The sequence below is a fragment of the Flavobacterium sp. genome (assembly GCF_029945805.1).
In the GTDB taxonomy this organism is placed as follows: Bacteria; Bacteroidota; Bacteroidia; order Flavobacteriales; family Flavobacteriaceae; genus Flavobacterium.
Genome location: NZ_JAQSDH010000044.1, coordinates 24975 through 43535, shown reverse-complemented (window position 1 = coordinate 43535; position 18561 = coordinate 24975). Strand labels below are relative to the sequence as shown.

Annotated in this window: 15 protein-coding genes and 1 pseudogene; 5 read left to right on the top strand and 11 right to left on the bottom strand. The window is 33.3% G+C overall.

Features of this window, described 5'->3' with window-relative positions; all coding sequences use genetic code 11:
• Positions 1-28: 28 nt before the first annotated feature.
• The 6 genes and pseudogenes from PSU83_RS11820 to PSU83_RS11795 all read right to left on the bottom strand — a co-directional run bounded on the left by PSU83_RS11820 (position 29) and on the right by PSU83_RS11795 (position 6296).
• Positions 29-859, bottom strand: coding sequence for an alpha/beta hydrolase (locus PSU83_RS11820; protein WP_300589675.1), 831 nt, complete (start codon positions 857-859; stop codon positions 29-31).
• 89 nt (positions 860-948) lie between these two features.
• A complete protein-coding gene (locus PSU83_RS11815; protein WP_300589674.1) occupies positions 949-1494 on the bottom strand; it encodes a PepSY-associated TM helix domain-containing protein in 546 nt (181 codons plus the stop codon).
• A 10-nt stretch (positions 1495-1504) separates the two neighbouring features.
• Positions 1505-3712: a TonB-dependent receptor gene (locus PSU83_RS11810; protein ID WP_300589673.1), complete on the bottom strand. Its 2208-nt coding sequence runs from the start codon at positions 3710-3712 to the stop codon at positions 1505-1507.
• 172 nt (positions 3713-3884) lie between these two features.
• Positions 3885-4370, bottom strand: coding sequence for a DUF6265 family protein (locus PSU83_RS11805; RefSeq protein WP_300589672.1), 486 nt, complete (start codon positions 4368-4370; stop codon positions 3885-3887).
• 34 nt (positions 4371-4404) lie between these two features.
• Positions 4405-5012 (bottom strand): annotated as a pseudogene (locus PSU83_RS11800) (HPP family protein).
• Positions 5013-5015: 3 nt separating this feature from the next.
• Complete coding sequence (locus PSU83_RS11795; protein WP_300589671.1) at positions 5016-6296, bottom strand: chloride channel protein; 1281 nt, start codon at positions 6294-6296, stop codon at positions 5016-5018.
• 149 nt (positions 6297-6445) lie between these two features.
• On the opposite strand from PSU83_RS11795, the gene prfA reads away from it, so the two are divergent.
• The gene (gene prfA, locus PSU83_RS11790; RefSeq protein WP_300589670.1) at positions 6446-7519 is read left to right on the top strand and encodes a peptide chain release factor 1; all 1074 of its coding nucleotides are present in this window, start codon (positions 6446-6448) and stop codon (positions 7517-7519) included.
• An 86-nt stretch (positions 7520-7605) separates the two neighbouring features.
• On the opposite strand, the gene PSU83_RS11785 is transcribed toward prfA, so the two are convergent.
• From PSU83_RS11785 to PSU83_RS11770, 4 genes are all read right to left on the bottom strand, one after another.
• Positions 7606-8166, bottom strand: coding sequence for a hypothetical protein (locus PSU83_RS11785; protein WP_300589669.1), 561 nt, complete (start codon positions 8164-8166; stop codon positions 7606-7608).
• A gap of 220 nt (positions 8167-8386) precedes the next feature.
• Positions 8387-10180: a CHASE3 domain-containing protein gene (locus PSU83_RS11780; RefSeq protein WP_300589668.1), complete on the bottom strand. Its 1794-nt coding sequence runs from the start codon at positions 10178-10180 to the stop codon at positions 8387-8389.
• A gap of 25 nt (positions 10181-10205) precedes the next feature.
• Positions 10206-10652, bottom strand: coding sequence for a response regulator (locus tag PSU83_RS11775; protein WP_300589667.1), 447 nt, complete (start codon positions 10650-10652; stop codon positions 10206-10208).
• Positions 10653-10658: 6 nt separating this feature from the next.
• Positions 10659-11216 (bottom strand): AraC family transcriptional regulator, encoded by a 558-nt coding sequence (locus PSU83_RS11770; RefSeq protein WP_300589666.1) that lies wholly within the window; start codon positions 11214-11216, stop codon positions 10659-10661.
• Between the two features lie 273 nt (positions 11217-11489).
• On the opposite strand from PSU83_RS11770, the gene pyrF reads away from it, so the two are divergent.
• Genes pyrF through PSU83_RS11755 form a run of 3 tightly spaced genes read left to right on the top strand, consistent with a single transcriptional unit; the run spans position 11490 to position 13927 of the window.
• Positions 11490-12317, top strand: coding sequence for an orotidine-5'-phosphate decarboxylase (gene pyrF / locus PSU83_RS11765; RefSeq protein ID WP_300589664.1), 828 nt, complete (start codon positions 11490-11492; stop codon positions 12315-12317).
• Positions 12314-13111: a helical backbone metal receptor gene (locus PSU83_RS11760; RefSeq protein ID WP_300589663.1), complete on the top strand. Its 798-nt coding sequence runs from the start codon at positions 12314-12316 to the stop codon at positions 13109-13111. The genes pyrF and PSU83_RS11760 overlap by 4 nt, the downstream gene beginning before the upstream one ends.
• A 33-nt stretch (positions 13112-13144) precedes the next feature.
• Positions 13145-13927, top strand: a complete 783-nt coding sequence (locus PSU83_RS11755) for an alpha/beta hydrolase (protein ID WP_300589662.1) — start codon at positions 13145-13147, stop codon at positions 13925-13927.
• A gap of 161 nt (positions 13928-14088) precedes the next feature.
• Here PSU83_RS11755 and PSU83_RS11750 read toward each other — a convergent pair whose 3' ends face one another.
• Complete coding sequence (locus tag PSU83_RS11750) at positions 14089-14808, bottom strand: DUF4197 domain-containing protein (protein WP_300589661.1); 720 nt, start codon at positions 14806-14808, stop codon at positions 14089-14091.
• 314 nt (positions 14809-15122) lie between these two features.
• Between PSU83_RS11750 and PSU83_RS11745 the strand changes: the two genes are divergently transcribed.
• Positions 15123-18548, top strand: a complete 3426-nt coding sequence (locus PSU83_RS11745) for a methylmalonyl-CoA mutase family protein (protein ID WP_300589660.1) — start codon at positions 15123-15125, stop codon at positions 18546-18548.
• Positions 18549-18561 lie beyond the last annotated feature (13 nt).

Genomic DNA, 18561 nt, shown 5'->3' with positions numbered 1-18561 from the left:
AGTCCCGATAATTCGGGGCTTTTTAATGCTATTTAGTTTCGTCGATGAATTTTTTGATTTCGTCGAAGCGATTATTCCACGGAAAAAAATACTGTATGACCATAGGAATGTGTTTTTTATTCAATACGATTGGTTTTACGTTAGGCTGAAATTCATGTAATTTATTGAGAAACCGTTCGTTTGAAACTTTTATGGATTCATAGGTTTTACTTCCAGTATAAATCATGAATTTGGGTGTGTTTTTATTCAAAAAATAAATTGGTGAAGCCTCTTTCCAATTTTCGGGCTTATCGGTCCAAGTCGTTAAATAATCAGCTGAACTCGTTGGCGGAAATTCTTCAAGATAATGGTTCATATCCAAACCCGCAGCATCATTGAGAATCACACCTTTAATAATGTTATTGTCTTTTAAGTATTTTGGATTAGTAGCTATTAAGGCAATTAAATGTCCGCCAGCGGAATGTCCCGTAAGGAAAATAGAATTTGGATCTCCGTTATAATTCGCAATGTTGTTTTTTGTCCATTCTACCGCTTTTGCAACTTCTTTTGCCATGTCGTCGTAATTCGCTTTCGGACTCAAAGTGTAACCCACTATTACAGTTGTAATGCCTTTTTTAGCAAAGTTTCTTCCAAAGAATCCGTACAGTTTTTTATCACCTGAATTCCAGTTTCCACCATGAACAAATAGTAAAACTGGATTATTGTTATACTTTTTATTTCGGGGTTTGAAAATATTGAGTGTTGGATTTTCTTTCTCGGAAGTATTTTCGATATAAGAAACATTTTTATATTTTTTGCTGGCACAATTCGTAAACGAAAAGAAAAGTAGGAGCAGACCCATAATTCTGAGATAATACATAGAATTTGTTTTAGACAGTCATTTACGTGTAAAAGCTTTAGAGAGATTTAATATAAAGAAAAAGCCTCGAAATTCGAAGCTTTTATTTTTTAAACGAATAATAAAATTAACAATGGAACTATAATTCCGGCCAGCGCCAGTTTCCAACCGCGTCGTTTGAAAGTCAATTTTCCGGCAGGAATCATTATTGATCCCGTAATGGCAATAACGATTAATGAAATTCCGAAAATATCACCATAATAAATCCACCAGTTAGAAGTAGTCTTGTGAAGTTTCATCATCTGGCTGATGATTGGCGTTTTTATGAAGGATACAATTTCACCTTTTCCCGTTTTTATATCAATTTCTACATCGTGCTTTTCGAATGAAATTTTCAAAAGATCATCCTTTATTTTATGACGTCTGATTTTATCATCAATCCCCAAAGTAACGCCTAATTCTTCGGCATATTTTTCGGTAATCAAACTTTCTTCCGGAAGGGAAACCTGAATGGCTTTGGTCTCGACCGTATATTTTTCTGGATGCCAACTTTCCCTATGGTTCATCATTATTCCTGAAAAGGCAAAAGAAATAATTAATCCGATGTAGAAATATCCTAAATCGCGGTGTAAGTTTCTGATGGTAGTTTGTTTCATTTTTGTTATTTTAAAATTTATAAGATACGGTGCTTGACAACATTCTTGGCGCTATTGGTGTCACCGTATTGTCATCGTAAACATAATAACTTACTATGTTTGCTAAGTTGGATAATTTTGTTCTAATAGAAAAGTTTTTTATGGAATAGCCAATAGATGCATCGAATTGTAAAAATCCGTCAACAGGTATTGGTTTTCTAGCTAATTCTGCTGGAGTTGAAGCATTGTTTGGTCTGATTCTTCCACCTAAACGTTCTCCAATATAAGTTGATTGCAAACCTACTTCTAATCCTTTTAATTCTGAATCTTTAAAGGTGTAAAATGCACTAGCGTTGGCCGTATGTTTTGGCGAAAATCTCAGTTTGGTTCCCACATCATAAATATTACTTTTGGTATATTTTGTTTCATTAAAACTGTATCCTGCAATCAATCGTAATTCTTTAAAATTACCTGTAATATCAAGTTCAATACCTTTACTTTGATATGCTCCGGCTAATTCCTTGATGTTTGTATTCGTATTACCGTCTGAAAAATCGGTTTGGGCTAAATTACCATAATCGATTAAATACGTAGTAAGATTAGCAACAATATTGCCTTTGAAAAATTCATTTTTGATTCCGATTTCGTACTGATTAATTGTCGAATTTGGTAATGCATTCAAATTTTTATCTGTTCCAGTATTTAATACAAATGAATCAGCATAACTGGCAAATATAGAGTTGGTTTTTGTGGGTTGAAACACGACACCTAATTTAGAAGAAATTATATTATCACTACTACTGCTTTCAATGGTAGTATCAGTAGAATACGTTAGTGTGTTAGTTGTATTTTCTAAATAACTGTAGCGTAAACCAGCTAATACTTTCAATTTTGTGGTCACATCAATCAAATCTTGGAAGTAAATTCCAGCTCTTTTAATATTAGCTAACGCATTAGTATTTTTATCTAGGATTGGAACAGTTGTATTGGCATAAATACTATTTTTTTCTAATATAACTGACGGATTAAAGATGTTTATTTTGTCATAAAATGTAATGTTTTTATAAGCCAAAGTGGTGGTATTACTTTGATCAGCATCCGCTCCTACTAATACCGAATGTTTAATTTTTCCTGTAGTAAAAGTTCCGTTGATATCTACTTCTGCCAAACTGTAGTCTTGCTCGCTCTCCGTTTTTTGAACGCCTCTTGTCCAATCGCCATTCGCTTGAACTAAATTGGTTGCATTTGGACGTAAGTTGGACAACAAATTTGTGTTATATCCTTGATAAGAAAAGATGCCTTTAAGTTGCCAGTTTTTATTCAACTCGTGATTGATAGTGGATGTAAAACCAACTTGTTCCGACTTAAATCTTGCCCAATCAAAACCCAAAAAGGAATTTCTTGGTAATTCAATTACTTTATAATCTATAGTTGTTAAACCAAAGTCGGGCGTTCTATTGTCTTTGGTATAATCAGCTTCAACAATAACATTAGTTTTTTCAGAAATATCGATTAAAAAAGAAGGATTAAAGTAGATTCGGTCTGAGGTAACATTATCTCTAAAGCTGTTGCCTTGCTCATAACTCGATATAAAACGATAAGCTATAGTATTGCTGTTATTTACACTTCCGTAAACATCTACAGTGGGTTTAAAGAAATTATATTCGTTTAATCTTAAACTCAATTCTCCACCTGAATCAAATCGAGGTTTTTTGGTTATTAGATTCAAAATTCCACCGGGTGATACGTTTCCATATAATAGGGCAGAACTGCCTTTTAAAATTTCGATACTTTCTAGTGAACTCGTTTCTGGAATTAGTGAACCATTAAAACGTATTCCGTTTTTAAAAGTATTTCCGCCACTAAAGGTAAATCCACGTGAACCTAGCTCTTCTTGATTATTTCCTGAAGCGTTACTGGCGCCTGAAACATAAACACCGTTAGCATTTTTTAAAGCATCAGAAAGTCTCAATATTTGCTGCTGTTTGATCGTTTCTTTTCCAATTACCATTGAGGATTGCGGCAGATCAAGTGGCTTAATGTTGGCTTTCCCGCTTTTCACGATCGTTTTTTGTTGTTGGGCCAAGATGACCACTTCTTTCAGTGCTTCGCCTTTTTTCTTTTTTACAGTATCATTGAAAACATTTAATTCTTCGTGTTCCTTTGCATAACTTTCTTGAGCAAAGCTTGCCGTATTTAAACTTAATAACACAACTGGTAGTAAAATATATTTGTACATTTTTATTTAGATTAATTAAAAATAGAGTGCAAATATAAATACGAGAACTGAATAATAAAAGTTTATTTAGACTTAATATAAATAATATTTTTAACAAATTGATTTACTACTATTTATAACTAAAAAAACCTCGTATTGTTCGAGGTTATATAGAAAATTAGATAGTAAAAGCTTATTTTTTTGTCAACGAATAGTTTTCTTGGCTTAGTTTTCCTTGTTGAATTCCAGATATAGACGTCATTAGAGTAGTAGCATTACTTTTTTTGTAACTAATTTTTTGAGGATAATCGTGTGTTGGATTTTCAAAAGTAAAATTATCTTCTGCATCCGATGACATTGTAAAAGTTACAGGTTCATCGTTGTTTTGTCCATTAACTGTTGGAATGTATAAAAGTTTATCTTTTCTCTGAGACAAAACAATAGTTTCAGAATGAATGGTATCTTCTTCTTCTTTTACGAAAAAACTCTTTCCTGAATAAGTGCTGTCGTTTTCTTTTTTCCAGATTTCAGTTATAATTCCATTTGGAAGTTTTTGTTCCCATTCTCCGACAAGCCATTCCATTTTTTGCAATTTGTTAAATTTGTTTCCTGATTTGTTTTGGCAAGAAAGTAAAAAAATAGAAGCTGTCGACAATAAAATGATTATTTTGGATTTCATAAATTTGGATTAGAATAAGGTAAAAATACTAAACTTATTCATGATTTTTATATTTTGGAAAAAAAGGAATTTTTTTTCGAATACGAGAAAACTTTTTATAAGTTGGATATTGTCTATCTGAAGTACTATTATTGAAAAATAAAGCCACCAAAAGTAATATTAAAGTTCCAACTAAAACAGGTGAAATTACATACCAGTAGCCAATATTTTTTAATTCAGATGAACCAGTAACTGCAATCAGAGCTGTTGCTCCGCCCGGCGGATGAAGGGTTTTAGTTATCTGCATTAAAACTATAGATAACGAAACTGCCAGTGGAGCCGCTAACCATAAAACATCGGGGACGACTTTTTGAATAGTTACACCAATTACTGCCGACACAAAATGTCCGCCAATTAGGTTACGAGGTTGAGCAAGTGGACTTTGGATTAAACCGTATATCAAAACACTTGAAGCTCCAAAAGATCCAATAAGATAGATTACATCTGAATGGGGTAGTGTTTTGGATTGTAGGTACGCTATACGCCAATACCAATAAATGAACCAATAAAAGACCAAAAATGTTCTTTAAAATTGACTAATGTTTCCTTATACAGTATGTATCTCGTTCTACGATATCCTCTTTTTATCTTATGTATCGGCATAAACTATGACTTTAAAATCACTGGTGTATAAGTGTAAACTGTATATGGAAATAGAAGTTTAGAAGTATACTTGGCAATCAGACAAACCATTAAAATAGGAAAAAATAGGGTGTAATCGTTTATTATCCCACAAACTAGAAACAGAGCGGTATATGGGGCATGAAGGCTAGCGCTTAAAACGGCAGCCATACCAATTACCATAAAATTAACTGGAATAACATTAGTTCCAAAATACGTATTTAAAATAGCAGCCAACACCAAACCTAAAAAAGCACCAATAAATAGGCTAGGAGCAAAAACGCCACCATCGCCACCAGAAGCCAATGTTGCCGAAGTCACAATAGGTTTTAAAAGTACTAAAGCCAAAAATGTTACAATAACACCTAGCGTTGCAATTGGTTTAGCCTCAGAAAATATGTCTTTCATAGCATGATACCCATCACCATACAATTGTGGAAAGAAAAATAAAGCCAAGCTTAAAATCAAGGCTCCAATAATGATTCGGTAGTACGGATTATCTATTTTTCCAAATTGAGATTTAAAGAACAAGACCATTTTGGTTAGAAAAACCGAATTGATTCCGGCTAATATCCCAAGTAAAATAAAGTAAGGAATAGCATAATAATGCCAAGTAGTAATTGAGATAGAAAATAAGGGTGTTTCATTGATTATAAACAGTAAAGCTGAAGCTATAGTCAAAGCAATACTATTGGTCAAAAAGAAAATCTTATTGGTTTTTTTTGCAATAACTTCTATTGAAAATAAAATTCCGGCGATTGGGCTACTGAATAAAATAGTTATTCCAGCTGTAATCCCGGCACATAGTAATGCTGTTTTGTAGTTTCTGAAACGATTTTCTTTTCGATGGGCTGTGGCACCAATAGCAGCTGTTGCAACTACTGTTGAAACTTCAATTCCAGTTGAACCTCCAAATGCAACTGTAAACAATCCGTTGATAAAATGTGATGGAATTTTATATAATGGTAAGCTTTTATTTTTGTTCTTAGTCGCATCGAAAATTTCCTTAATACCTTTATTTTCTTTCTTCTTGAACAAATACTCTCGCAAAAAATGAATAATGAGCAATCCGATTAATGGAAAAATAAATATATAAAAGGGCTGATACTGAGTTTTTAAAAAGAAAATATTTTCTAGATATTCTGTAGTATGTTTTAGTGAAAGCGCTAAAAAAGATGATAAAATAGCGATTAGCATTGACGCAATGAGTAATTTCCGAAGTAGAATGTAACGGAATTTTTTTCTGATTTTAGTAATTGACATCATTTTAGAAAATGTATTTCTACAAAATTACTGAACGATTACGCAAAATTAGATTTTTTTACTCTTAAATCTATCACAAAAAACGAAAGGTTAAAAAGACCAAAAAGTGATGACTTTTTACTATTTTTGCACTCGAAAATAAAGATAGTACTATGTTAGAAAGATTGCAATATGTAAAACAACGTTTTGATGAAATTTCGGATTTGATAATTCAACCCGATATTATCTCTGATCAAAAACGTTATGTACAGTTAAATCAAGAATACAAAGGATTAAAAAACTTGATGGAAAAGCGCGAAGAGCTTATCAACATCACAGGAAATATTGCGGAAGCTAATGAAATTTTAGCAGATGGTTCTGACGCAGAAATGGTTGAAATGGCTAAAATGCAAATGGATGAAGCTAAAAATCGTTTACCTGAATTGGAAGAAGAGATCAAGTTTTTACTGATTCCTAAAGACGCTGAGGATGCGAAAAACGTAATGGTTGAAATCCGTGCCGGAACTGGTGGGGACGAAGCTTCGATTTTTGCTGGAGATTTATACAGAATGTACACTAAATATTGTGAAGCTCGCGGTTGGAGAACTTCAACTGTTGATATGAACGAAGGAACTTCTGGAGGATTTAAAGAGGTGATTTTTGAAGTTACAGGTGAAGATGTTTACGGAACATTGAAATTTGAAGCGGGAGTACATCGTGTACAACGTGTTCCACAAACGGAAACTCAAGGACGTGTTCACACTTCTGCAGCAACAGTTATGGTTTTGCCAGAAGCGGAAGAATTTGATGTACAAATTGATATGAATGATGTTCGTGTTGATTTCTTCTGTTCGTCTGGACCGGGTGGACAATCAGTAAATACTACAAAATCAGCGGTGCGATTGACACATATTCCTTCAGGTTTGGTGGCTCAATGTCAAGACCAAAAATCGCAGCACAAGAATAAAGATAAAGCACTTGATGTATTGCGTTCTCGTTTGTACGAACAAGAATTAGCTAAAAAACAAGCGGAAGACGCCACAAAACGCACGTCACAAGTAAGTTCTGGCGACCGATCTGCAAAAATCCGTACCTACAATTATGCGCAAGGTCGGGTAACAGATCACCGAATAGGATTAGATGTTTTTGATATGGATGGGGTGATGAACGGGAAAATCCAAAAATTTGTTGATGAACTTCAATTAGTTAACAATATGGAGAAACTTAAAGAAAGTGAAGTTTTCTAAGAATAAAAACTTGTAAAAATAAAAAAGGGCTAACAATTATTGTTAGCCCTTTTCTTTTGCTTATTTGGTTTTAAATTTGAACTTAATTAAATTTTAAATCCATAAGCAAGTCTCAAAGCAATCATTCCCAAACCTTTTCCTGTTGTTCCATCATTGTTCAATTTTGGAAAATTTGTGTAATGTTCGTATCTTAAACTAGCATCAAAATATTTGTTAGCATATCCTATTCCAGGACTTAGTAGAAGTGAACTGTCATTATAACCATTAGTTACTGCGAATGCACCACCAACTTCTCCAATTAAATAAAGTTGATCTTTTAAAACGAAGGCTTTAAATCCAGCTTTTACAGGAATATACCCTAAGTCATTATCATCACCATTGATGAAAAAGTTATTGAAACCTGTTGTCAATGTAAGTGAATATCTTGTAGATAAATCATATTGTAATCGAACATCACCACCAACATTAAATTCATAAGGCTCTGCATTCAAGGGCACACCGCCACTTAGTCCGAATCCAAGGCGAAATCCTTGATCGTAATTTTTTGTATCCGTTATTGTTGTGTCCTGAGCTGACATGGTAGTTGAACCTAATAGACATAGGGCAACTAGGGCTAATTTTGCTGAATTTCTTAAAATTGTTTTCATGGTATTTAATTTTAGTTTACTATTATGCGTCTCATTTAGAAACGCTTTTCCTTTTTTTTAACAGTGCAAAGTTGCATCGAATGGTAAATGCTTTTGTTATAGCTTTTTTCCGAAATGTTATAGTATTTCCATTCGGGAAGTACTGTGTTTATTTGTATAAATAAAAAATCCTATAGTAACTATAGGATTAAAATATTAGAATTCAATATATTAAATCAAATTAACTATTTTCCTCAGGCAGGTAAACTGTAAACGTTGAACCCGCATTTGGTTTTGATTCAGCGAAAATAAATCCTTTATGGTTTTCTACAATTTTCTTGCAAATAGCCAATCCAATTCCAGTTCCAGCATATTCATTCTTATTGTGAAGACGGTTGAAAAGCACAAAAATCTTTTCGGCATATTCTTGTTCAAATCCGATTCCGTTATCTTTAAACGTGATTTTATAAAACTTCTCTTTTGTGCTTTTAGGAATTTGCTCTTCCTCGGCCGCGATTATTTTTCTGCATTTAATTTTAATTCTCGGCGCAACATCCTCCTTGCAATATTTTAATGAATTTCCCATAAGATTGGCAAATAGTTGCTGAATTTGGAAAGGAATTGCCTTAATTTTGGGTAATTTTTCATTTTGAATAAGAGCTTTCTTTTCATCAATTGTTTGTTGCAAATCACTTTTGGCATATTCTAGTAACTCGTTTAAATCAATTTCTTCAAATATTTTCTCCGTTTTGGTCGTTCTTGAATATTGCAGTAAATCATCAATTAGAATTCGCATGCGCTCAACAGAATTGTTAATTCTTCCCATAAATTCTTTCCCATTATCAGAAAGATTGTCATATTCTTTATCTGATAATCGTGAAACGAAGGTTTGAATTTTTCGCAAAGGTTCCTGTAAATCATGGCTTGCCACATAATTGAAAGCCAAGAGTTCTTTATTGCTAGCTTCTAGCTCCAAGTTTTGTTGTTCCAATGATAATGATACAAGAACTTCATCCGTCACATCGCTGGTGGTTCCAATTAAAATTTCGTCGCCTGATTTATTGGTTACAATTCTACCAGTTGTTCTAAAATATCTTAGTTTCTTATCTTTGCGGATTGCTCTATAGGTGAATGGGGCTAAATAGCCATCAACAACCATTTGTTCATTTGCATTTCTGAAAGCCGATATATCGTCGGGATGAATATGTTTCATGAAATTTTCCTGACTTGCAAAAAAGGAATGAGGTTGAAACCCAAGTAATCGATAACTATTATCTGAAGAAGTATATTCTTTGGTATCGACGTTTATTTGCCAACTACCAAAATTACCTATGATTTCTGCAAGATTATTTGATTCGTTCATTACAGACAAACTATTATTTGAAATTTTTAGTTTGTCTAAATCCTTATTAATTCTCATATAGGAAATAGAGATTAATAAGAGTGTGATTAGAAGCGTTATGTAAACAAAAACAGGAGTGACCTCCATAGTATCAAAATAATCGATTTCTCTGTTTTTTAATAATTTTTTCTCAAACAGAATCATTTCATTTATCTGAGTTCTGATGCTATCCATAGCTGCTTTTCCAATAATCAGTTTCTCTTGTAGCACTTGATCTGATATTGGTTTTGAATACGCCATTTGTAAGGTTGCTGAAAGATAATTTTGCCTTTTACTGATATAAAATTCAAGCTTTCTAAGATTCTTTTCTTGAGCGGGATTGTTTTTTGTATAGCTTTTAACTAAAGCAAACGAACGATGAATTTTTTCTTTGGAATCTTCATATGGTTTTAAAAAAGCATAGTCTTTAGTGATTAAGAATCCGCGTTGCCCTGTCTCAGAATCTATTAAATAAGAAAACAGACGTTCTAATTCCAAATTGACATCGTAAGAATGGTTGACCGATTTAGAAGAATCATTAAGTATACTAATATGTTTATAAGTAACTGCTGAAATAAAAAAAATAGCAAAAATAGACACCACAAAAATAATTTTGAGAAAGATGGTAGATTTATAAATTCTCTTAATTTCCATGATTGCAATAACTTATAAATAAAATTTATAATCTCAATAAAAAGTTATCTCTATTTAAGCCGGATGTGTGATACTGCCAATTTAGTGTTACCACGTCTGATAATACTTTTTTCAAAGTTGTAAAATCACTTGGTTTTTTAATATAGATGTTGGCACCTTGCACAAACGTCTCTTCAATATGTTCTTCAGATGAAGAGGTAGAGAAAATTGCAATTGCGATATCATCGAAACGGGGGTCTTTTTTTATTTCATACAAACATTCAATTCCATTTTTCTTAGGCATGTTTAAATCAAGAAACAAGACGTTAGGTAAAATAGAATCAGGTGTATTAAGGTAGTCCATCAATTCTACGCCGTCGTTAAACGTATTTACCTTAGTCTTTATTCTTAGTTCACCAAAGGCGTCTCTGAAGAGCATTCTGTCGTCTTCGTCATCATCAGCCAAAATAATATGTATATAATCTCTATCCACTATCTGTTATTTTTTGTTAGCAATTTCTCGTCTTTTTGAAATTATTCTTTGAAATGCAGAAGGTGTAATTCCCGTTGCATTTTTAAATTGAGTACTTAAATGAGCGACACTTGAGTAATTGAGCTGAAAAGCAATTTCGGTCAAGCTCAAATCAGTGCTGACCATTAACTGTTTTGCATATTCAATTTTTTGCATTATGATGTAATTTTCAATTGAGGTATACGTTACATCCGAAAATAAATTAGAAAGGTAACCATAACTATGACTCAATTTCTCAGCAAGATAAACAGAACTTTTTACAGTCACTAAGTCTGAATTGTGAATCATCTCAGTAATAACGTCCTTTATTTTTTGAACCAATACTGTTTTCTGGTTCTCAATTATATCGATACTATAGTGTTTGAGGTCTTCAGTGAGTGCCGCCAAAACTTCGTTATCTATTTTTTCTAAGATATCGATTTCTCCAAAGCCTAACACTCGATATTTTATAGAATGCTTGATGAGGGTTTCCTCTAAAACTCTTCGACAAACTGCGTTGAAATCAAATTTAACAAATATTTTCATATTGATATGATTAGAGTTATTTTTGTAAATGTAACGAAATATTCCTATCAAAAAAGCTGTATTTTGAATACAGCTTTTTTTTCTAACCCCAACTTTTTACAATTGGACCAACAATAAATGTAGGTCTTTATCATTAGTTCTACAAAGGTATTTCGTCAGTGTTTGGATAGGGTTACATAATTTTCGAGTAATGTTATAAAACTTTCACTTTTCAATTCCAATGTGTAACTTTGTACCATAACTACTTTCCGGCAGACAGGCAACTAAACAAATATGACTACACAAGAAATCGTTCAGCAAATACAAAATAAAAAATCCTTTCTCTGTATTGGTCTTGATGTGGATTTAAGTAAAATTCCTCAACATTTACTAGAGCTTGAAGATCCATTATTCGAATTCAATAAAGCCATCATTGATGCAACACACGATTTGTGTGTTTCTTATAAACCCAATACAGCTTTTTACGAAGCCTACGGAATCAAAGGTTGGCTGGCACTACAAAAAACGATTACTTATCTGAACGAAAGACATCCCGATATTTTTACTATTGCCGATGCCAAACGGGGCGATATTGGAAATACATCAACAATGTATGCGAAAGCTTTTTTTGAAGATTTGAATTTTGACAGCGTAACCGTTGCACCTTATATGGGAAAAGATTCGGTTGAACCTTTTCTAGCTTTTGAAAACAAGCACGCCATTTTACTCGCACTTACATCGAATGAAGGAGCGTTTGATTTTCAGACAAAAGATTTAGGGGGAAAAGAATTGTACAAAACGGTTATCGAAACCTCGCAAACTTGGAAAAATCCCGAAAGATTAATGTATGTAGTTGGCGCTACTAAAGCGGAATATTTTTCAGAAATCCGTAAAATAATTCCAGAAAGCTTTCTTTTAGTACCTGGTGTTGGAACTCAAGGTGGAAGTTTGAAAGAAGTTTGTAAATACGGCATGAATGAAAATATTGGACTTCTAATAAACTCCTCTCGTGGAATTATTTATGCTTCCAACGGAAACGATTTTGCTCAAAAAGCAAGGGAAGAAGCCTTAAAAATGCAACAAGAAATGGAAGTCATCTTGCGAAATAAGTATGCATCTTGAAAATAGTCACAGATCAATTAGGCAATCAACATAGTTTTGAAATTACTCCAAATCGCATAATTTCATTGGTTCCCTCTCAAACGGAATTGTTAGTTGACTTAGGTTTGGAGGAGAGTATACTTGGGATAACCAAATTCTGTGTGCATCCATATCATCTAAAATCGACTAAGAAGATTATCGGAGGCACTAAAAAAGTGAATTTCGAGAAAATCCGGTTATTGCAACCCGACATTATCATTGCAAACAAAGAAGAAAATACTAAAGAAATGGTCGAAGAATTATCTAAAATTTGTCCAGTTTGGGTTACCGATATTATAACTTTGGAGGATAATCTAAAAATGATTGAAGACTTTGGAAATTTATTCAATAAAAGAATTGAAGCTCAAAAATGGACCGATAAAATTAATTTTGCACATCAAGATTTTCTAAATTTTATTAAAAATAAAGCAGTAAAATCGGTGGCTTATTTTATTTGGGCAAATCCCTATATGGTTGCTGGAAACAATACCTTCATTAATGAAATGCTTAAGCTGAATAATTTTCAAAACATATATGAAAATAGGGAAGAGCGTTATCCGGAAATAATAATTCAGAAAATGCGTATTCAAGGCGATCCGGATTTGGTTTTACTATCTTCTGAACCCTTTCCGTTTGCGGATGAACATGCATTTGAATTGGGAAGATATACACATCATGCCGTAACAGTTTTTGTTGATGGTGAGATGTTTTCTTGGTACGGAAGTCGGGTTGCAAAAGCATTTGATTATTTCAAAAGAATGCATCAAAAAATTTGATTTTAAAATAATACATTTGCACAAAATATAAAAGTGATAAATTATACCATTTACGAAAATAAAAACAGCAGCCAATGGGTAACTTTTGTCCATGGTGCTGGCGGAAGTTCGTCAATTTGGTTTAAACAAATTCGGGATTTTAAAAGTCACTTTAATGTTTTATTACTTGATTTACGAGGTCATGGAGAATCAAAAACTACTTTAAAAACAGCTTTCAAACAGAAATATACCTTTTCGTCTTTGGCTAATGATATCCTTGAAGTCCTAAATCATTTAAAAATTGAAAAATCCCATTTTATTGGAATTTCTCTTGGTACAATTCTAATTCGTCAATTAGCAGAATTGCATCCTACGCGAGTGCAAAGTATGATACTCGGTGGAGCAATTTTAAAAATGAATTTTCGCTCGCAAGTATTAATGCGACTAGGAAATATGTTTAAATATGTGTTGCCTTACTTGGTTTTGTATCAATTTTTCGCCTTTGTGATCATGCCTAAGAAGAGTCATAAACAATCTCGACTACTATTTATTAATGAAGCCAAAAAACTGTATCAGAAAGAGTTTATTAAGTGGTTCAAACTTACGGCAGAAATTAATCCAGTTTTGAAGTGGTTTAGACAAATGGAATTAAATATTCCTACTTTATATGTTATGGGAGACGAAGATTATATGTTTTTACCTTCTGTACGACAGGTCGTTGAAAATCATTATAAATCTTCAAAATTGTTTGTGATAGAAAAATGTGGTCATGTTGTAAATGTGGAGCAATCAGCCATTTTTAACAAAAATGTAATTTCCTTTCTCAAAACTATTTGACAAAAAAAACCGATGCTCAATAAAGAACATCGGATTTTTTAACTAACCTAAACCAATATAATAAAAAACCAAATTTATTACACTACAAATATACAGTGTCTTTTTAAGCTCAAGTGTTAAGCAAATGTTATTCTTATGTTATTGATTTCTAAAAATTTATATTATTTTTTGTCCTGCATGGCAAATACTTGTTGCAACAAAGAAGATGTTCTCGAATTTAAGTTAGTTCTAATGTTTTTTTCTTCAACAGCAATCATTTTGTAAACTCCTTCTAAAGCTTTATTGGTAGTATAATCCGTTAAATCTGGATTAACTTTTGTTACGAAAGGAATCTTGTTATATTTAGCAATGATGTTTGTCCAAACTTTATCAGCACCGACTTTAGCAAATGAATTCTTAATTACCGGGTTGAATTTAGCATACAATGCAGTTGTAGTTGTACTTTGCAAATAGGTAGTAGCGGCACTTTGGTTTCCCATTAAAATATTTTTGGCATCGGCAAAACTCATGTTTTTTACGGCATCAACAAAAATAGGAGTCGATTCTTTTACAGCATCTTCAGCAGCGCGATTCAACATTTTTATTCCGTCATCTGCCAAGGAACTCAATCCAATTTTTCGCAATGCTTTATCTACTTTTTGTAATTCTTCGGGCATTAAAATCTTAACCGCTTCATTTTTGTAAAAACCATCAAGCGCAGTCAATTTTGTTACTTGTTTAGAAATTCCATTATTCAGAGCTTCTTTTAATCCAGCTCCAATATCAACACCACCAACTGAACCTACTTGTGGAAATTGATTGGCAACTTGTTGTAATTCGGCACAACTCATAAAAACAAAGGAGAACATAAAAGCGGAAGAGAATAATACTAACTTTTTCATAGGAAATTTTTTTTTCAAGGTCTTGCAAAAATAAAGCCAAAAAATTAATGGTAGACTATAATTAGAACTTTATTATGATAAACCTTTAGCTTTTTTTAGCTTTTAAATTTATAGTTCAATCTTTACCAATACATTACAAAATTGTAAATTTGACAACAAATGAACGTGTGTAACTTTGAAGATATAATTTCAAATCATTTCGCAATTTCAAGACTTACTTTTATAAAAACTTATTTTTATGTTTTACCTTATTTAATAGGCAATTTTTTGAAAAATCCCTAAATTGCGTGCTCAAATCAGACATTTAATTAGCAATGATTCAAGAACAACCTTATATCCCAAAAAACAAAGTTAGAATTGTAACTGCAGCTTCACTTTTTGACGGCCACGATGCTGCAATTAATATCATGCGAAGAATTATTCAATCTACTGGCGTGGAAGTAATTCACTTAGGTCACGACAGAAGCGTTGAAGAAGTGGTAAACACTGCCATTCAGGAAGATGCTAATGCGATCGCACTGACTTCTTATCAAGGCGGGCATAATGAATACTTTAAATATATGTATGATTTGCTAAAGGAAAAAGGAGCAGGTCATATTAAGATTTTTGGCGGCGGTGGCGGTGTTATTTTGCCAAGTGAAATAGCAGATTTACAAGAGTACGGAATCACTCGGATTTATGCTCCAGATGATGGCCGCGCAATGGGATTGCAAGGAATGATTAATGATTTAGTTAAGCAATCTGATTATCCTATTGGTGACAAATTAAATGGTGAATTAAAACACATCGAAGATAAAAACCCAACTGCAATTGCACGTTTAATTTCTGCTGCTGAGAATTTCCCAGAAATCGCCAAACCAGTTTTTGACAAAATTCATACACTCAATGAAACTTCTAAAATTCCAGTTTTAGGAATTACGGGAACCGGTGGTGCTGGAAAATCATCTTTAGTTGATGAATTGGTTAGAAGATTTCTAATCGATTTTCCCGAGAAAACTATCGGATTAATTTCAGTCGATCCATCCAAACGTAAAACGGGCGGCGCTTTATTGGGAGATAGAATTCGTATGAATGCTATAAATAATCCTAGAGTTTACATGCGTTCGTTGGCTACACGTCAATCCAATTTAGCATTATCAAAATATGTTGCCGAAGCGATTCAAGTTTTAAAAGCAGCAAAGTATGATATTATAATTCTGGAAACTTCTGGAATTGGGCAGTCGGATACGGAAATTATGGATCATTCTGATGTTTCATTGTATGTGATGACGCCTGAATTTGGAGCCGCCACACAATTAGAAAAAATCGACATGCTTGATTTTGCTGATTTGGTAGCCATAAATAAATTCGATAAACGTGGTGCGCTTGATGCAATCCGCGATGTGAAAAAACAATACCAACGCAATCATAATTTATGGGATGCTAATCCGGATGACATGCCAGTTATCGGTACAATAGCTTCTCAATTCAATGATCCGGGAATGAATTCTCTTTACAAAAGAGTAATGGATAAGATTGTGGAAAAAACAGGTGCCGATCTAAAATCGACTTTCGAAATCACTCGCGAAATGAGTGAGAAGATTTTCGTTATTCCGCCACATAGAACACGCTATCTATCTGAAATTGCAGAGAACAATCGCAAATATGATGCTACGGTTTTAACTCAAGTTGAAGTAGCTCAGAAATTATACGGTATTTATAAAACAATAGATTCAGTTAACAAAAAATCACCAAAATTTGATAAAGCTGGAATCGATGTTAACTCATTGAATTTTAATACTGATAATAAAGATTTCCTGAACTTATTGATTAAGGAATTTGATCGCGTAAAAATGAATCTTGATCCCTTCAATTGGGAAGTAATTATTACTTGGAATGACAAGGTTACCCAATATAAAAATCCAGTTTATAGCTTTAAAGTACGTGATAAGGAAATCAAGATACAAACCCATACGGAAAGCTTGTCACATTCCCAAATTCCTAAAATTGCCTTGCCAAAGTATCAGGCTTGGGGTGATATTTTACGTTGGAATTTACAAGAAAATGTTCCAGGAGAATTTCCGTTTGCTTCGGGATTATATCCGTTTAAACGTGAAGGTGAAGATCCATCGAGAATGTTTGCAGGTGAAGGTGGACCAGAGAGAACGAATAAGCGTTTCCATTACGTCAGTGCTGGATTGCCAGCCAAACGATTGTCAACCGCATTTGATAGCGTAACTTTATATGGAAATAATCCCGATTTGCGTCCGGATATTTATGGAAAAATTGGTAATGCTGGCGTTTCTATTTGTTGTTTGGATGATGCTAAGAAATTATATTCAGGTTTCGATTTAAGTCATCCATTAACTTCGGTTTCAATGACAATTAATGGTCCGGCGCCAATGCTGCTTGGATTCTTTATGAATGCTGCTATCGACCAAAACTGTGAAAAATACATTGTTGAAAACAATCTTCAAGTACAAATTGAAGAACGAATCAACGAAATCTACAAAGAAAAAGGATTATCACGACCAAAATACAGCGGCGAATTACCTGCTGGAAATGATGGTTTAGGGTTAATGCTTCTGGGAGTAACTGGTGATCAGGTTTTACCAAATGATGTTTACCAAGAAATTAAAGTAAAAACGTTAACGCAAGTACGTGGTACAGTTCAAGCTGATATTTTGAAAGAAGATCAGGCACAGAATACTTGTATATTCTCTACCGAATTTGCCTTGAGATTAATGGGCGACGTTCAGGAATATTTTATACAAAAGAACATCCGTAACTTTTATTCGGTTTCTATTTCTGGGTATCATATCGCTGAAGCAGGAGCAAATCCAATTACTCAATTGGCGTTTACGTTGTCTAATGGTTTCACTTACGTGGAATATTACTTAAGTCGCGGAATGGATATTAATGATTTTGGACCCAACTTATCGTTCTTTTTCTCAAACGGAGTCGATGCAGAATATGCTGTAATCGGGCGGGTTGCTCGAAAAATCTGGGCAAAAGCCATGAAAAACAAATACGGAGCTAACGAAAGAGCACAAATGTTGAAATACCATATTCAAACTTCTGGTCGTTCTTTACACGCTCAGGAAATTGATTTTAATGATATTCGCACGACTTTACAAGCTTTATATGCAATTTACGACAATTGTAATTCGTTGCATACCAATGCGTATGATGAAGCGATTACGACTCCAACCGAAGAATCAGTTCGTCGTGCTATGGCAATCCAGTTGATTATTAATAAAGAGTTAGGTTTAGCCAAAAATGAAAACCCGATACAAGGTTCATTCATTATTGAAGAATTAACGGACTTGGTTGAAGATGCTGTTTTGCTTGAATTTGACAGAATTACCGAACGTGGCGGAGTGCTTGGTGCAATGGAAACAATGTATCAACGAAGTAAAATTCAGGAAGAAAGTTTGTATTACGAAACGTTGAAACATACAGGAGAATTTCCAATAATCGGAGTGAATACTTTTTTAAGTTCTAAAGGTTCACCAACAGTTCTTCCTGCAGAAGTTATTCGAGCAACCGAAGAAGAAAAACAAGAGCAAATCAAAACACTTGAAAATTTGCATATAAGCTATCACGATAAAGAAGACGAACAAATTGAGGCTTTACAAAATGCAGCAATTACTAATGAAAATATCTTTGACGTATTAATGGAAGCTACAAAATATTGTTCATTGGGTCAAATAACTGCTGGATTATTTGAAGTTGGCGGGCAGTATAGAAGGAATATGTAATTAAAATTTACAG

What these genes read in the sequence shown, in the direction of transcription:
- prfA (WP_300589670.1), top strand. Translation starts at nt 6,446, where the DNA reads ATGTTAGAAAGATTGCAATATGTAAAACAACGTTTTGATGAAATTTCG.
- PSU83_RS11745 (WP_300589660.1), top strand. Translation starts at nt 15,123, where the DNA reads ATGATTCAAGAACAACCTTATATCCCAAAAAACAAAGTTAGAATTGTA.
- PSU83_RS11785 (WP_300589669.1), bottom strand. Translation starts at nt 8,166, where the DNA reads ATGAAAACAATTTTAAGAAATTCAGCAAAATTAGCCCTAGTTGCCCTA.
- PSU83_RS11750 (WP_300589661.1), bottom strand. Translation starts at nt 14,808, where the DNA reads ATGAAAAAGTTAGTATTATTCTCTTCCGCTTTTATGTTCTCCTTTGTT.
- PSU83_RS11810 (WP_300589673.1), bottom strand. Translation starts at nt 3,712, where the DNA reads ATGTACAAATATATTTTACTACCAGTTGTGTTATTAAGTTTAAATACG.
- PSU83_RS11795 (WP_300589671.1), bottom strand. Translation starts at nt 6,296, where the DNA reads ATGATGTCAATTACTAAAATCAGAAAAAAATTCCGTTACATTCTACTT.
- pyrF (WP_300589664.1), top strand. Translation starts at nt 11,490, where the DNA reads ATGACTACACAAGAAATCGTTCAGCAAATACAAAATAAAAAATCCTTT.
- PSU83_RS11780 (WP_300589668.1), bottom strand. Translation starts at nt 10,180, where the DNA reads ATGGAAATTAAGAGAATTTATAAATCTACCATCTTTCTCAAAATTATT.
- PSU83_RS11815 (WP_300589674.1), bottom strand. Translation starts at nt 1,494, where the DNA reads ATGAAACAAACTACCATCAGAAACTTACACCGCGATTTAGGATATTTC.
- PSU83_RS11770 (WP_300589666.1), bottom strand. Translation starts at nt 11,216, where the DNA reads ATGAAAATATTTGTTAAATTTGATTTCAACGCAGTTTGTCGAAGAGTT.
- PSU83_RS11805 (WP_300589672.1), bottom strand. Translation starts at nt 4,370, where the DNA reads ATGAAATCCAAAATAATCATTTTATTGTCGACAGCTTCTATTTTTTTA.
- PSU83_RS11820 (WP_300589675.1), bottom strand. Translation starts at nt 859, where the DNA reads ATGTATTATCTCAGAATTATGGGTCTGCTCCTACTTTTCTTTTCGTTT.